We start from the raw sequence: 14,950 nt of genomic DNA, 5'->3' as shown, positions 1-14,950 counted from the left end.
CTCAGTACTTCCTCTCCAGCGGGGGGTAGCGCAATTCGCCCGCCTCGTTCTTGGTGAAGACCACGGGCTTCCAGCCGAGCTCGATGTGATCAGCCGGGTGCGACGAGTGGGGGTCTCCCGACAGGTACGCCATGGTGTGCTGCATGTACTTCTCGTCGTCGCGCGTGGGGAAGTCGTCGCGCATGTGACCGCCGCGGCTCTCCTCGCGGTTCTGGGCCGAGTAGACGACCACCTCGGCGAGGTCGAGCAGGAAGCCGAGCTCGACGGCCTCGAGCAGGTCGGTATTGAAGCGCTTGCCCTTGTCGTCGACGTGGATGTTCTTGTAGCGCTCGCGCAGGTCGGCGATCACGTCCATGACGTGGGCGAGGGACTCGTGGGTGCGGAACACCTGCGCGCCCTTGTCCATCTCGTCCTGCAGCGTCTTGCGCAGCACGGCGATGCGCTCGGTGCCGCTGTTGTTGCGCAGGCCCTCGATGAGACCGCGCACCTCGGCGGCGGGGTCTTCGGGCAGCGGAACGAAGTCGGCGGTCTTGACGTACTCGACGGCGTTACGGCCGGCGCGCTTGCCGAACACGTTGATGTCGAGCAGCGAGTTGGTGCCCAGGCGGTTGGAGCCGTGCACCGAGACGCACGCGCACTCGCCGGCGGCGTAGAGGCCCGGCACGACGGTGTCGTTGTCGGCGAGCACCTCGGCCTTGATGTTGGTGGGGATGCCGCCCATGGCGTAGTGCGCTGTCGGCATGACCGGCACCGGCTCGACGACCGGGTCGACACCGAGGTAGGTGCGGGCGAATTCGGTGATGTCGGGGAGCTTGGTCTCGAGCACCTCGGCGCCCAGGTGCGTGCAGTCGAGCAGCACGTAGTCGCGGTGGGGGCCGGCACCGCGGCCCTCGGCCACTTCCTGCACCATGCAGCGGGCGACGATGTCACGGGGCGCGAGGTCTTTGATCGTCGGGGCGTAGCGCTCCATGAAGCGCTCACCGCTGGCGTTGCGCAGGATCGCGCCCTCACCTCGAGCGCCCTCGGTGAGGAGGATGCCGAGACCGGCGAGGCCGGTGGGGTGGAACTGGAAGAACTCCATGTCCTCCAGGGGGAGGCCCTTGCGCCAGACGATGCCGACGCCGTCACCGGTGAGGGTGTGGGCGTTGGAGGTGGTCTTGAAGATCTTGCCGAAACCGCCGGTCGCGAAGACGACGGCCTTCGACTGGAACACGTGCAGCTCGCCGGTGGCGAGGTCGTAGGCGACGACGCCGGCCACCAGGGTCTTGCCCGCGGCATCCTTGACCGTGATGAGGTCGAGCACGTAGAACTCGTTGAAGAAGTTGATGCCGAGCTTGACGCAGTTCTGGAAGAGCGTCTGCAGGATCATGTGACCGGTGCGGTCGGCGGCGTAGCACGCGCGGCGCACGGGGGTCTTGCCGTGGTCGGCCGTGTGGCCGCCGAAGCGGCGCTGGTCGATCTTGCCCTCGGGGGTGCGGTTGAAGGGCAGACCCATGTTCTCGAGGTCGATGACGGCGTCGATCGCTTCTTTGGCGAGGATCTCCGCGGCATCCTGATCGACGAGGTAGTCGCCGCCCTTGATGGTGTCGAAGGTGTGCCACTCCCACGAGTCCTCTTCGACGTTGGCGAGCGCCGCCGCCATGCCGCCCTGCGCCGCACCGGTGTGCGAGCGCGTCGGGTAGAGCTTCGAGATGACAGCGGTCTTCGCGCCGGGGCCGGCCTCGATGGCCGCGCGCATTCCCGCGCCGCCGGCGCCGACGATGACGACGTCGAACTGGTGGTAGTGGACGCCGTCCTTGACGACGGAGTCCGAAGAAGTCTGAGTGCTCACGTGTGCGATACCTCTGGTGTCAGGGAGAAAAGGGATGCCACGGGCTCACGCCGCCTGGCACACGTCCCACAGGGAGCTGCTCTCGGTGACGCCGAGGCAGGGGTCGAAGGTGAAGACGACGAGCGTGCCGAGGAGGATCAGGAAGCCTGCGGACACCCACAGTGAGCCGACGAGGATCGTGCGGATCTTGGCGTTCGTGACGTAGTCATTGACGATCGTGCGCATGCCGTTCGCGCCGTGGATGAGCGCCAGCCACAGCATCAGCACGTCCCACCACTGCCAGAACGGCGAGGCGAGCTTGCCCGCGACGAACGCGAAGTCGATCTGGTGGATGCCGTCGCCCGTCATGAGGTTGACGAACAGGTGGCCGAAGATCAGGACGATCAGCAGCACGCCGGAGGCGCGCATGTAGATCCAGCCCCACTTCTCGAGATTGGAACCCTTCTTGCGGACGCTGGGCGTGCGCGGGGCGGGGATCGTGGCGGCTTCTTGGGCGACGGACATCAGTGGCTCCCGGTGACGGCGCTGAAGACGTTGATGAGGTGGCGCGGGGTGAAGCCGGCCATGGTGACGACCCAGAGGCCCAGCACACCCCACCACAGCTGACGCTGGTGACGCGTGGCCCAGGGCCAGAAGTCGACGAGGATGATGCGCAGGCCGTTGAACGCGTGGTAGGCGATCGCGCCGACCAGGGCCACCTCGCCGAGCCCCATCACCGGGTTCTTGTAGGTGCCGATGACGGCGTCGTACGCCTCAGGCGAGACGCGGATGAGCGCCGTGTCGAGGATGTGCACGAGGAGGAAGAAGAAGATCGCCACACCGGTGATGCGGTGCAGGACCCACGACCACATTCCCTCGCGGCCGCGGTAGAGAGTGCCGCGGGGCCTCTTCGACGTGGTCTCTTTCACCGACGGCGTGGCACGTGCTGGTGCTGACACGGTCGTCCTCCCTGATCGAACACGGTGTTGAGGACCCGCACAGGTCCCGAAGCGTCACACGGGCGCTCATGAATACTACGTCCGGGCTATGAACGGCGGGGATTAGGGCGGCCTAAGACTCTCTCGATATCGAGATAAATCCGGACGCCGGCAGGGCGACCCCGACGGCTCCGGACTTCACCCGTAACGGCCCCGAAAAGCGGCGTCGCCGCAGCCCGCTAGGGTCGGAGCCATGGCCGACCTCGCTATCGACGACTTCTACGCCGTGATCCCCGCCGGGGGGATCGGCAGCCGCCTCTGGCCGCTCTCACGGGCGGACGCCCCCAAATTCCTGCACGACCTCACCGGGTCGGGTCAGACCCTGCTGCGCGACACCTGGGACCGATTGGCCCCGTTGTCGGGTGAGGGTCGCATCGCCGTCGTGACCGGGCGCGCGCACCGGGCCGCCGTCGAGCGGGAGCTTCCGGGGGTCCCCGATCACAACGTCTTCCTCGAGTCCGAGCCGCGGGACTCCTCGGCGGCCATCGGCCTCGCCGCGGCGATCCTCGTCCGCCGCGAGCCCGACGTCATCATCGGCTCCTTCGCGGCCGACCACGTCATCCGCCAGACGCGGCAGTTCGAGTTCGCGGTGCGCCAGGCGGTGGCGGTGGCCCGCGAGGGCTACATCTGCACGATCGGCATCCAGCCGGCCGAGGCGTCGGTGGGCTTCGGCTACATCAAGAAGGCCGACGAGCTCATCGTGGACGACGCCCCCGAGGCGTACACGGTCGAGCGCTTCGTCGAGAAGCCCGACCTCGACACCGCCAAGCAGTACTTCGCCGACCGCGACTACCTGTGGAACGCGGGCATGTTCATCACCCGCGCCGACGTGCTGCTGGCGGAGCTCGCCGTCAACGAGCCCGAGTTGCACGCGGGCCTTCTCGAGCTGGCCGAGGCCTGGGACGACCGCGACCGCCGCGGCCCCGCGGTAGACCGCATCTGGCCGGGCCTGAAGAAGATCGCCATCGACTACTCGGTCGCCGAGCCGGCTGCCGAGAAGGGACGTCTCGCCGTCATCCCCGGGCACTTCGACTGGGACGACGTGGGGGACTTCGCCAGTCTGTCGAAGCTCAACTCCGGCGGCGGCCGCAACGAACTCGCCATCCTCGGTGAGGACGCCCGCGTGCTCTCAGACGCCTCCAGCGGCATCGTCGTCTCGCAGACCAAGCGCGTCATCAGCCTCATCGGAGTGCGCGACATCGTCGTGGTCGACACCCCCGACGCCCTCCTGGTCACCACGACCGAGAACGCCCAGCGCGTCAAGGGCGTCGTCGACGCGTTGAAGCTCACCGGTCGCGGCGACGTGCTCTGAGACCGGATGCCGCAGACTGCGGCATCCGGTTCCTGTTGATGACGCATCGTGTGGCGTCCGGATGACGCGAGATTGCGTCTTTGTAACCATTGGCGCGCACCGCGGCTCCCGGCGCGCAAGCACGGCGACACAGTAGGTAACGTGACGGGATCGTCCCCCGAACCCGTTGGGGGCATCCGTCTTGGAGGACCATTCGTGAAGACCACGAAAAAGGCCGTCATCAGCGGCTTCGCCATGATCGGCGCCGCCGTGCTGCTCGCCGGTTGCGGTGCAGCGCCCGAAAGCAACGGTGCGAGCGCCGGCGCCGGGGCCGGCGCGAGCGACTACCTGCCCTGCATGGTGTCGGACGCCGGTGGCTTCGACGACAAGTCGTTCAACCAGCTCGGCAAAGAGGGTGTCGACGCGGCCGCTTCCGAGCTCGGCTCGAAGACCCCCATCGAGGTCGAATCACAGGCAGAGACCGACTACGCCTCCAACCTCCAGAACCTCGTCGACCAGGGCTGCAACACGATCGTCACGGTCGGCTTCCTGCTGGCCCCGGCGGCGCTCGAGTCGGCCAAGGCCAACCCCGACCTCGAGTACGTCTCGATCGACGACACCGTCGACAGCGACTTCGACGGACAGACTGACGCCCCCAACATCAAGCCCATCATCTTCGACACCGCTCAGGCGGCCTACCTCGCCGGCTATCTCGCCGCGGGCACCTCGAAGACCGGCGTGGTCGGCACCTTCGGTGGCCTGAACATCCCGACCGTGAGCATCTTCATGGACGGCTTCGCGCAGGGCGTTGAGAAGTACAACGCCGACAACGGCGCCTCGGTGCGCGTCGTGGGCTGGGACCGCGCCGCGAAGGACGGCTCCTTCACCGGTGGCTTCGAAGCCAACGACACCGCCCGCCAGACGGCGCAGGCGCTCATCGACCAGAACGTCGACGTGCTGCTGCCCGTCGGAGGTCCGATCTACCAGTCGGCCGCCGTCGCCATCAAGGACGCCGGACGCGAGATCGCCCTCGTCGGCGTGGACGCTGACGTCTACGAGACCGACCCCTCGGTTGGTGACCTGCTGCTGACCTCGATCCTGAAGGGCATCGACGTGGGCACGAAGGACGCCATCGTCGCCGCCGGCAACGGTGAGTTCGACGCCGCTCCCTTCATCGGCACGCTCGAGAACGAGGGTGTGGGCCTGGCCCCGTACCACGACTGGTCCGACCGCGTGCCGGCCGATCTCACCAGCAAGATCGACGAGCTCAAGGCGCAGATCGTCGACGGGTCGATCACCGTCGAGTCCTACCTCGCCGGCTGATAGCTCGCACTGCCTCGGGGAGGCCGGCGCACGCCGGCCTCCCCTCCGTTTATGGGCGCGAACAACCGCTCACACCCGGGGCCGCTCAAGAGGCGGTCCTTCTCGCCGGACGCCTGCCGCGTCCGGCGCCGAGAACTTAGGATCGGGAACATGAAGCTCGAACTCCGCGGGATCACGAAGACCTTCGGATCCCTGGTGGCGAACGACCACATCGACCTCACCGTGGAGGCCGGCGAGATCCACTGCCTGCTCGGCGAGAACGGTGCCGGCAAGTCCACCCTGATGAACGTCCTCTATGGCCTCTACCAGGCCGACGGCGGCGAGATCCTGCTGAACGACGACGTGCAGCACTTCTCCGGCCCGGGCGACGCGATGCGAGCGGGTATCGGCATGGTGCACCAGCACTTCATGCTGATCCCCGTCTTCACGGTCGCCGAGAACGTCATGCTCGGTCACGAGCCCACCAAGGCGGGCGGTCGGCTCGACCTCGGCGCCGCGCGGGCCAAGGTGAAGGAGATCTCCGACCGCTTCGGCTTCGACGTCGACCCCGACGCGCTCGTGGACGATCTTCCTGTCGGCGTGCAGCAGCGCGTCGAGATCATCAAGGCCCTCTCGCGAGACGCCAAGGTGCTCGTCTTCGACGAGCCCACCGCCGTGCTGACCCCCCAGGAGACCGACGAGCTGATGGCGATCATGCGCCAGCTCAAAGCCGCAGGCACCTCGATCGTCTTCATTACGCACAAGCTGCGCGAGGTCCGCGAGGTCGCAGACCGCATCACCGTCATCCGACTGGGCAAGGTGGTCGGCGAAGCCGAGCCCACCGCGTCCAATGCGGAGCTCGCGTCGCTCATGGTCGGTCGCGCCGTGGAGCTCACCGTGCAGAAAGAGGCGCCCACGCTCGGCGAGGTGGGGCTGTCGGTGACGGGACTGACCGTCGTCGACGCCATCGGGCAGGTCGTCGTCAACGACGTCAGCTTCGACGTGCGACGCGGAGAGGTGCTCGCGATCGCGGGCGTGCAGGGCAACGGTCAGACCGAACTCACCGAGGCGCTCGTGGGCCTGCAGGAGCGGGTCGAGGGATCGATCATCCTCGACGGCAAGGAGCTGAACGGCTCCTCCGTGCGGGCGGTCCTCGATGCCGGCGTCGGATTCGTCCCGGAGGACCGCAAGGAGGACGGCCTGGTGGGCGAGTTCTCCATCGCCGAGAACCTCATGCTCGACCGGGCCGACGGCGCTCCGTTCGTCAGGAGCGGTGCACTGCAGCTGACGACGCTCGCCGCTTTCGCCCGCGACAAGGTCGCCGAGTTCGATGTGCGCACGCCGTCGATCGAAACCCCCGTCGCGCGCCTGTCCGGCGGTAATCAGCAGAAGGTCGTGCTCGCCCGCGAACTGAGCCGCGATCTGCGTCTGTTCGTGGCCGCGCAGCCCACCCGCGGTGTCGATGTCGGATCGATCGAGTTCATCCACAAGCGCGTCATCGAGACCCGTGACGCGGGCGTCCCCGTCATCGTCGTGTCGACCGAGCTCGACGAGGTGACGGCGCTCGCCGACCGAATCATGGTCATGTATCGCGGGCGCGTCGTCGGCATCGTGCCCGGTGACACCTCGCGCGACGTGCTCGGCCTCATGATGGCCGGCGAAGCGCCCCAGAACGAAGGAGTCGCCGCGTGAGCGATCCCCACAGCCCGCACGACCCGAACGTCTCGCGTGCAGATCGCGCCGCCGACGCCGCCAGCGCCGACATCGCCCTCGAGGGCGGGTCGAAGGTGGATCCCGCAGCCGGGGCCCGCGTCGTCGCCCCGGGACCCGCACCGGACGAGGACCGTTGGCGACGCGCGCTGCGAGAGATCGCCACAGGCAACGCGATCATCTCCGTCCTCGCTGTCATCCTCGCGCTGCTGGTCGGCGCGATCATGATCGCGGCCACCGACGAGAACGTGCAGGCCGCAGCCGGATACTTCTTCGCCCGCCCCGGCGACACCTTCGCGGCGATCTGGCAGTCCGTGTCGGGTGCCTACGGATCGTTCTTCCAGGGTGCGATCTACAACTTCCGTCGCCCGGAGTTCGCCACCGGCATCCGCCCGCTCACCGAGACGCTGACGTTCGCGACCCCGCTGATCGCGGCGGGCCTCGGCGTCGCTCTCGCCTTCCGCGTCGGCATGTTCAACATCGGCGGTCGCGGACAGATGCTCGTCGCCGCCGCGGCCGGCGGCTACGTCGCCTTCGCCTTCGACCTGCCGTGGGGCCTGCACATGGTCGTCGCCCTGATCGCTGGCGTCGTCGCGGGAGCGCTGTGGGCGGGTATCGCGGGGCTGCTGAAGGCCCGCACCGGAGCCCACGAGGTGATCGTCACGATCATGCTCAACTACGTCGGCTTCTACCTCGTCTACTACCTGCTGCGTACCCCCGGGCTGCTGCAGGCCCCGGGCTCCAGCAACCCCACGACGCCGGCGATGAAGGACACCGCGGTCTTCCCCGACCTGTTCGGACCGGCCTACAACCTGCACTTCGGCTTCATCCTGTCGCTCGCCGCCGTCGCACTCGTGTGGTGGATCCTCGAGCGTTCCTCACTCGGCTTCCGCTTCCGTGCGGTGGGCCTGAACCCGAACGCCGCGCGCGTGGCCGGCATCAACGTCAAGTCGATGTACGTGGTCGCCATGCTCATCTCCGGCGGACTCATCGGCCTTGCCGGTGTCGATCAGGTCCTCGGGACGGTGACGACGGGCTTCTCCAGCGGTATCGACGCCGGCATCGGCTTCGACGCGATCACGGTCGCGCTGCTGGGGCGCTCGACCCCCGTCGGCGTGCTCGTCGCCGGAATCCTGTTCGGTGCGTTCAAGGCCGGCGGCTTCGCCATGCAGGCCGCCAACGGTGTGCCGATCGACATCGTGCTCGTCGTGCAGTCGCTGATCGTGCTGTTCATCGCCGCACCGCCGCTCGTGCGGGCGATCTTCCGCCTCCCGGCGCCGGGAGCGCGCCCGGTCAAGACCCGCACCCTCAAGAAGAAGGAGGCGGCCAAGTGAGCACCACCGCCCCGCACCACGAGGCGTCGCCGACATCGGACGCGCTCGACAAGACCGTCGTCATCAGCTGGAAGGCGCCGGTCGTCTACGGCGTCATCACCGTGCTCGCCGCGGTGCTGTTCGTCATCGCGCGCCAGGACGGTGACGCCGTCTTCCGCATCTCGAGCCCGGGGGAGTTCCTGCAACTGCCCGAGGTCGTGCTCGGCGGCGTGGTGACCGGTGCGGTATGCACCGTGCTGCTCGCCCTCATCACCGTCGCGAGCGTGCTGCTCGTGCGCGCCCACCGTCGACCGCCGCTGTGGCTGGCGATCATCTTCGCTGTGGTGTTCATGGTGGGCTTCCTCACGTGGGCGGCCGCCGGCGCGACGACCTCGGTCATCCCGCTCACGGGTCTGCTGGCGGGCGGTCTGAGCCTGTCGGTGCCGCTCATCTTCGGCGCCATGGCCGGGGTGCTCAGCGAGCGCGTCGGCGTCGTGAACATCGCGATCGAGGGCCAGCTGTTGGCGGGCGCCTTCACCTCGGCGGTCGTGGCGACGGCGACGGGGAACCCCTTCGTGGGGCTCCTCGCCGCGGGTGTCTCGGGCGTGCTGGTGTCGTTCGTGCTCGCCGCCTTCGCGATCAAGTACTTCGTCGACCAGGTGATCGTCGGTGTGGTGCTGAATGTGCTGGTGGTGGGTCTGACGAGCTTCTTCTTCTCGCAGTTGCTGGCGCCGAACGCGGCGACCCTCAACTCGCCGCCGCGGTTCCCTCGCCTGCCCATCCCGGTGCTCGCCGACATCCCGATCATCGGGCCGATGCTGTTCAATCAGACCGTCATCGTCTACCTGATGTACGTGACGGTCGCGCTGGTCTACGTGGGCCTCTTCCACACCCGCTGGGGCCTGCGGCTCCGCGCGGTGGGCGAGCACCCGCAGGCCGCCGATACCGTCGGGATCAACATCGCCAAGACCCGCTTCTGGAACGTGTCCTTGGGCGGCGCCATCGCCGGCCTCGGCGGAGCGTTCTTCACCCTCGGCTCCGTGGGTGCGTTCAACAAGGAGATGACGGCCGGCGCCGGCTACATCGCTCTGGCGGCCGTCATCTTCGGCCAGTGGGATCCGATCCGCGCCACGCTCGCCGCGCTCCTGTTCGGCTTCGCCTCGAACCTGCAGAACACCCTCGGCGTGATCGGCTCGCCCGTGCCCAGCGAGTTCATGCTCATGCTGCCGTACGTGGTGACGATCTTCGCCGTGGCAGGGCTCGTCGGAAAGGTCCGCGGGCCCGCGGCGGCCGGCAAACCGTATATCAAGGGCTGACCCCCGCTTCACCGGCTGACGCTTCCGTCACGCGAGGTCGACGCCCTTCCCCCTTCACGAGAGGACCCCTCACTCCACGATGACCGACATCGACTGGGACGAACTCCGTTCCGCGGCGACGGATGCCATGCACCGCGCGTACGCGCCCTACTCCCGTTTCAAGGTGGGCGCCGCCGCGCTCGTCGCCGACGGCCGCATCGTCTCGGGATGCAACGTCGAGAACGCCTCCTACGGGGTGACGCTGTGCGCCGAGTGCGGACTGGTGTCGGAGCTGCACATGTCGGGCGGTGGCCAGCTGGTCGCGTTCGTCTGCGTCGACGGCGAGGGGCGCACCCTCATGCCGTGCGGGCGCTGCCGTCAGCTGCTGTTCGAGCACGCGATCCCGGGCATGCTGCTCGAGACGGTCAGCGGCATCCGGACCATCGACGAGGTGCTGCCCGATGCGTTCGGTCCGCGCGACCTCGAGGAGGCGGCCCGGTGAGCGCCGAGCAGTACGACGCGGTCGACATCATCCGCGCGCAGCGCGACGGGCGCGCCATCACCGAGGGTGAGATCCGCTGGCTGGTCGATGCGTACACCCGCGGGTACGTCATGGATGCCCAGATGTCGGCCTTCACGATGGCGGTGCTGCTGAACGGACTGGGGCGCGATCAGATCCGCGTGCTCACCGACGCGATGATCGCCTCGGGCGAGCGAATGGACTTCTCCTCCCTCGGCAAGGTCACCGTCGACAAGCACTCCACCGGCGGCGTCGGCGACAAGATCACGCTGCCCCTGGCACCCCTCGTGGCGTCGTTCGGCGTCGCGGTGCCGCAGCTGTCGGGCCGCGGCCTCGGTCACACCGGCGGCACGCTCGACAAGCTCGAGTCGATCCCCGGCTGGCGCGCGGCGCTGTCGAACGACGAGATCATGGCGCAGCTCGCCGACGTGGGCGCGGTCATCTGCGCGGCGGGTACGGGCCTGGCCCCGGCCGACAAGAAGCTCTACGCGCTGCGCGACGTCACCGGCACCGTGGAGGCGATCCCCCTGATCGCGTCGAGCATCATGTCGAAGAAGATCGCCGAGGGCACCGACTCGCTCGTGCTCGACGTGAAGTTCGGCTCGGGCGCCTTCATGCAGGACATCGACCGTGCGCGCGAACTCGCCGAGACGATGGTCGCCCTCGGCACCGACTCGGGCGTGAACACCACGGCGCTGCTCACCGACATGAACACCCCGCTGGGCCTGGCGATCGGCAACGCCAACGAGGTGCGCGAGTCGGTCGAGGTGCTCGCCGGCGGCGGGCCCGCCGACGTGGTGGAGCTCACCGTCTCCCTCGCCCGCGAGATGCTGACCCTCGCCGGTCAGCCCGACGCCGACGTCGAGGCCGCGCTGAAGGACGGTCGCGCGATGGACGTGTGGAACCGCATGATCCGCGCGCAGGACGGCGATCCGGATGCCGCGCTCCCGACGCCTCGCGAGACGCACACGGTCGTGGCGCAGCGCTCGGGCGTCGTCACCCGCGTCGAGGCCCTTCTCTTCGGCATCGGCGCCTGGCGCCTGGGCGCCGGTCGCGCGCGGGCCGAGGACGCCGTGGTGCATGCCGCCGGCATCGACCTGCACGTCACCGTCGGCCGGGCGGTCACCGCCGGTCAACCGCTGTTCACCCTGTCGGCCGACGACGAGTCGCGCTTCGAGCGTGCGCTCGGAGCCGTCGAGGGGGCACTCGAGATCGGCGACACCGCCCCCGCCGCATCGCCCCTCGTGCGTGAGCGGATCACCGCGTAATGGCATCCGGAAAGAAGAGCACCGTGGCATCCGACGAGTTCCGCATCGGCCGCACGAAGATCGCCGACCTGCCGAAGGTCTCGCTGCACGACCACCTCGACGGCGGGCTGCGCCCCCAGACGGTGCTCGAGCTCGCCGACGAGATCGGCCTCGACCTGCCCGCCGACAACGCCAAGGGGCTCGAGGCCTGGTTCTCGGACCACATCGACGGCGGCTCGCTCGAGGACTACCTCGAGAAGTTCTCGGTCACCGTCGGCGTGATGCAGACGCGCGAGGGACTCGTGCGCACGGCGAAGGAGTTCGTCGAAGACCTCGCCGCCGACGGCGTCGTCTACGGCGAGGTGCGCTGGGCGCCCGAGCAGCACCTCACCCGCGGCCTCAGCCTCGACGAGGTCGTGGACGCCGTGCAGGAGGGTATCGAGCAGGGAGAGGATGCCGCCGACGCGCGCGGTCACGACATCCGCGTCGGTCAACTGCTCACCGCGCTCCGCCACAACGACAACGCGCGTGACATCGCCGAGCTCGCCGTCTCGTGGCGCGGACGCGGCGTGGTCGGCTTCGACATCGCCGGCCCCGAAGACGGCTTCCTGCCGTCGCGTCATCGCGAGGCGTTCGACTACCTGGCCGCGCAGTTCTTCCCCACGACCGTGCACGCCGGAGAGGGTGCCGGTCTGGCATCCATCCGCTCCGCCCTCATCGACGGGCGCGCCCTGCGGCTCGGCCACGGCGTGCGCATCGCCAACGACCTCGACGTCGTCTCGCGCGAGGGCGAAGAGGTGCAGGTCACCTTCGGCGACCTGGCCCGCTGGGTGCGCGATCGCGAGATCACGCTCGAGCTGTCGCCGACGTCGAACCTGCAGTCGGGGGCCGTCACGGCGTGGGGCGACACGATGGACGCGCACCCGTTCGACCTGCTCTACCAGCTGGACTTCTCGGTCACCGTGAACGTCGACAACCGCCTGATGAGCGCCACCACCCTGACCCGCGAGCTGGGGCTGCTGGCGCAGGCGTTCGAGTACGACCTCGACGACCTCGAGGCGTTCCAGCTCAACGCCGCCGCCGGAGCGTTCCTGCCGGTGGAGGAGCGCGAGGAACTCATCGAGATCATCTCGGAGGGCTTCCGGCGCTGACGCCGGCCGAGTCGCGGCCGCCACTCGGGTCGGGGGCGGCGCGGGACGCTCAGGAGGCGGGGACGACGATCGTGTACCGCGTGCTCGGTCGCCCCGCGGTGCTGTAGTCGAGGCTGCGCGTGCACTCGCCGTCCTCGGCGAGGTGCTCGAGGTACCGCCGGCAGCTCACCCGAGACAGACCCAGATGGTCGGCGACCTCGGCAGCGGTGGCCGACCCCAGTTCGCCGAGGGCCGTCCGCACCAGGTCGAGGGTGGGGCGGGACAGTCCCTTCGGCAGCGGGCGGCGCGTCATGGGGCGCAGCACCGCGTCGACGCCCCGCTGGTCGAGCGAGCCCGCCACCGCCGCCGACGATCGGCGCTCGGCGAGGACGTCGTCGATCCGCGCGTGCAGCTCGCCAGCCGTGAACGGTTTCACGAGATAGTGCTGCACGCCCATCAGACGCGCGGTGCGCACGGTGTCGACGTCGCGGGCCGCGGTGACGGCGATCACCTCCGGCTGCACGAGTGTGCCGTCCGCGCGCACCGCCCGTAACGCGTCGAGGCCCGAGAAGCCCGGCAGATGCACATCGAGCAGGACGAGATCGGGACGGAGTTCGGCCACCGCCGAGACGGCATCCGGTCCGCTTCCGGCGGTGCCGACCAGCTCGCACGCGGAGTGCGCCGAGACGAACCGCCCGTGCAGCGAGGCGACGGCGGGGATGTCGTCGACGACGAGAACGCGCAGCATCACGACACCCGCTCCGCCGCGGGGAGGACCACCTCGAAGCGCGCACCGCCCAGCGGGGAGCGCTCGACACGGGCGTCGCCACCGCGGCGACGGGCCACCCGCCGGACGAGCGCGAGACCGATGCCGCGCGACCGGGCGTTCGTGCCCTTCGTGCTCACGCCCTCGTCGAACACGCGCGCACGCAGGGCGTCGGGGACGCCGGCGCCGCTGTCGTCGACCCGGACCCGCACCGCATGGTCGTCGGCATCCACCGTCACCCGCAGACGGTCGCCGGGCCGGCACGCCTCCAGGGCGTTGTCGACGAGGTTCCCGACCACGGTGATGAGATCGCCCACGGAGTCCGGCGGCGGAGTGCCGTGCGCGACCACGTCGAGCGCCACGTCGAGCTCGCGTGCGCGGGCGAGCTTGACCGACAGCAGAGCGGTCACCTCGCTGCCGAGGGTCGCGGCATCCGGTCCCGGATCCAGCGGGCCGCCCGGTCGCACCTGGGCGATGAACTCCCGCGCGTCGTCCCACGCGCCGAGCTCGAGCAGCCCCGACACCACGTGCAGCGAGTTGGCGAACTCGTGCGCCTGGGCGCGCAGGCCCTCGGTGAGCGACTGCTGCCCGTCCATGCTGCGCAGCGCCTCGTGCAGTTCGCTGTGGTCGCGCAGCAGCAGGGTGCCGCCCACCACCCGGCCGCGGTCGTCGCGAAGCCCCGTCGACCGGGCGATCACGGGGCGCTCGCCGGCCAGCACGAGCCGGCCCTCGGGCTCGCCGTCTTCCATCACCTGCAGGAGCGGGCCGTCCAGCGTCTCGCCGGCGCGGCGCCCGCCGAGCGGGCCGCGGCCGATGAGGCGTTCGGCGGCGTCGTTGGCGCTCGCGACGATGCCGCGGTGGTCGACGCGGATCACCCCCTCGCTGAGGCGGTGCAGCATGGTCTCGCGCTCGCCCACCAGCTCGGCGATCTCATCGGGCTCGAGGCCCAGGATGCGGCGGCGGATGAGCGCCGACACCCAGGCGGCGCCGAACACCCCGGCGACGGCGGCCCCGCCGAACGCGAGGAAGAGCCCGGGCAGCCGCGACTGCAGGTCGGCGGCGAGCTCGGACTCGAGCACCCCGACCGACACCGCGCCGATGACCGGGGCGGTCTCGTCGTCGCCGTCGGCGAAGATCGGCACCTTCACCCGGTAGGACTGGCCCAGTGTGCCCGTCTCGGTGCCCGACCACACCTGGCCCGACAGCGGGATGGAGGGGTCGGTCGACACGATCTCGCCGATGCGGTCGGGATTCGGGTGGGAGAGGCGGATGCCGTCGAGGTCGGTCACCACGACGTAGGTCAACGCCGACGCCTCGCGGATGACCTCGGCCACCGGTTGGATCGCCGTCGAGGGGTCGGGGTCGTCGAAGGCGTCGACGATGACCGGCAGTCGAGCGATCGACAGGGCCACCCCGACCATGCGCTCGCGGTAGGAGTCGCGGATCGCGCTCTCTTGGATCCAGACGGTGACCACGCCCGCCCCGAGGGTCACGGCGCACACGATCAACGCCTGCAGCAGCAACAGCTGCAGTCTCAGCGACAGTGCTCGGACCACGGTTCATTGTCT

At 69.3% G+C, this 14,950-nt stretch carries 13 protein-coding genes; 8 read left to right on the top strand and 5 right to left on the bottom strand.

Annotated elements, in window-relative coordinates; genetic code table 11:
- Window position 1 precedes the first annotated feature (1 nt).
- From sdhA to sdhC, 3 genes are read right to left on the bottom strand one after another with little or no spacing between them, the layout of a single operon-like run.
- Entirely contained in the window at window positions 2–1,831 is a 1,830-nt protein-coding gene (gene sdhA, locus QE410_RS12345) for a succinate dehydrogenase flavoprotein subunit (protein ID WP_307332413.1), read from the bottom strand.
- A 45-nt stretch (window positions 1,832–1,876) separates the two neighbouring features.
- Window positions 1,877–2,335 carry a succinate dehydrogenase hydrophobic membrane anchor subunit gene (locus QE410_RS12340; protein WP_108320626.1) on the bottom strand — a complete coding sequence of 153 codons (459 nt, stop codon included), beginning with the start codon at window positions 2,333–2,335 and terminating at the stop codon, window positions 1,877–1,879.
- Window positions 2,335–2,769 carry a succinate dehydrogenase, cytochrome b556 subunit gene (sdhC, locus tag QE410_RS12335; protein ID WP_108320627.1) on the bottom strand — a complete coding sequence of 145 codons (435 nt, stop codon included), beginning with the start codon at window positions 2,767–2,769 and terminating at the stop codon, window positions 2,335–2,337. The genes QE410_RS12340 and sdhC overlap by 1 nt, the downstream gene beginning before the upstream one ends.
- Window positions 2,770–3,001: 232 nt before the next feature.
- On the opposite strand from sdhC, the gene QE410_RS12330 reads away from it, so the two are divergent.
- The 8 genes from QE410_RS12330 to QE410_RS12295 all read left to right on the top strand — a co-directional run bounded on the left by QE410_RS12330 (window position 3,002) and on the right by QE410_RS12295 (window position 12,637).
- Window positions 3,002–4,120, top strand: coding sequence for a mannose-1-phosphate guanylyltransferase (locus tag QE410_RS12330; protein WP_307332406.1), 1,119 nt, complete (start codon window positions 3,002–3,004; stop codon window positions 4,118–4,120).
- Window positions 4,121–4,315: 195 nt separating this feature from the next.
- Window positions 4,316–5,422 (top strand): BMP family protein, encoded by a 1,107-nt coding sequence (locus tag QE410_RS12325; RefSeq protein ID WP_307332404.1) that lies wholly within the window; start codon window positions 4,316–4,318, stop codon window positions 5,420–5,422.
- Between the two features lie 150 nt (window positions 5,423–5,572).
- Complete coding sequence (locus tag QE410_RS12320) at window positions 5,573–7,093, top strand: ABC transporter ATP-binding protein (RefSeq protein ID WP_307332402.1); 1,521 nt, start codon at window positions 5,573–5,575, stop codon at window positions 7,091–7,093.
- Window positions 7,090–8,445 (top strand): ABC transporter permease, encoded by a 1,356-nt coding sequence (locus tag QE410_RS12315; RefSeq protein WP_307332399.1) that lies wholly within the window; start codon window positions 7,090–7,092, stop codon window positions 8,443–8,445. Before QE410_RS12320 ends, QE410_RS12315 begins: the two co-directional genes overlap by 4 nt.
- Complete coding sequence (locus tag QE410_RS12310) at window positions 8,442–9,740, top strand: ABC transporter permease (protein WP_307332396.1); 1,299 nt, start codon at window positions 8,442–8,444, stop codon at window positions 9,738–9,740. The genes QE410_RS12315 and QE410_RS12310 overlap by 4 nt, the downstream gene beginning before the upstream one ends.
- A 79-nt stretch (window positions 9,741–9,819) precedes the next feature.
- Complete coding sequence (locus tag QE410_RS12305) at window positions 9,820–10,221, top strand: cytidine deaminase (RefSeq protein WP_058231121.1); 402 nt, start codon at window positions 9,820–9,822, stop codon at window positions 10,219–10,221.
- Window positions 10,218–11,507, top strand: a complete 1,290-nt coding sequence (locus QE410_RS12300; RefSeq protein WP_307332390.1) for a thymidine phosphorylase — start codon at window positions 10,218–10,220, stop codon at window positions 11,505–11,507. Before QE410_RS12305 ends, QE410_RS12300 begins: the two co-directional genes overlap by 4 nt.
- The gene (locus QE410_RS12295) at window positions 11,507–12,637 is read left to right on the top strand and encodes an adenosine deaminase (RefSeq protein WP_307332387.1); all 1,131 of its coding nucleotides are present in this window, start codon (window positions 11,507–11,509) and stop codon (window positions 12,635–12,637) included. The genes QE410_RS12300 and QE410_RS12295 overlap by 1 nt, the downstream gene beginning before the upstream one ends.
- A gap of 49 nt (window positions 12,638–12,686) precedes the next feature.
- Here QE410_RS12295 and QE410_RS12290 read toward each other — a convergent pair whose 3' ends face one another.
- Together QE410_RS12290 and QE410_RS12285 are read right to left on the bottom strand one after the other, a co-directional pair.
- Window positions 12,687–13,364 (bottom strand): response regulator, encoded by a 678-nt coding sequence (locus tag QE410_RS12290; protein ID WP_307332385.1) that lies wholly within the window; start codon window positions 13,362–13,364, stop codon window positions 12,687–12,689.
- Entirely contained in the window at window positions 13,364–14,938 is a 1,575-nt protein-coding gene (locus QE410_RS12285) for an ATP-binding protein (protein WP_307332383.1), read from the bottom strand. Before QE410_RS12285 ends, QE410_RS12290 begins: the two co-directional genes overlap by 1 nt.
- Window positions 14,939–14,950 lie beyond the last annotated feature (12 nt).

Source organism: Microbacterium sp. SORGH_AS_1204 (genome assembly GCF_030818935.1).
GTDB lineage: Bacteria > Actinomycetota > Actinomycetes > Actinomycetales > Microbacteriaceae > Microbacterium.
The sequence above is the reverse complement of the archived record's forward strand: the minus strand, read 5'-3'. Positions and strand labels throughout refer to the sequence as shown.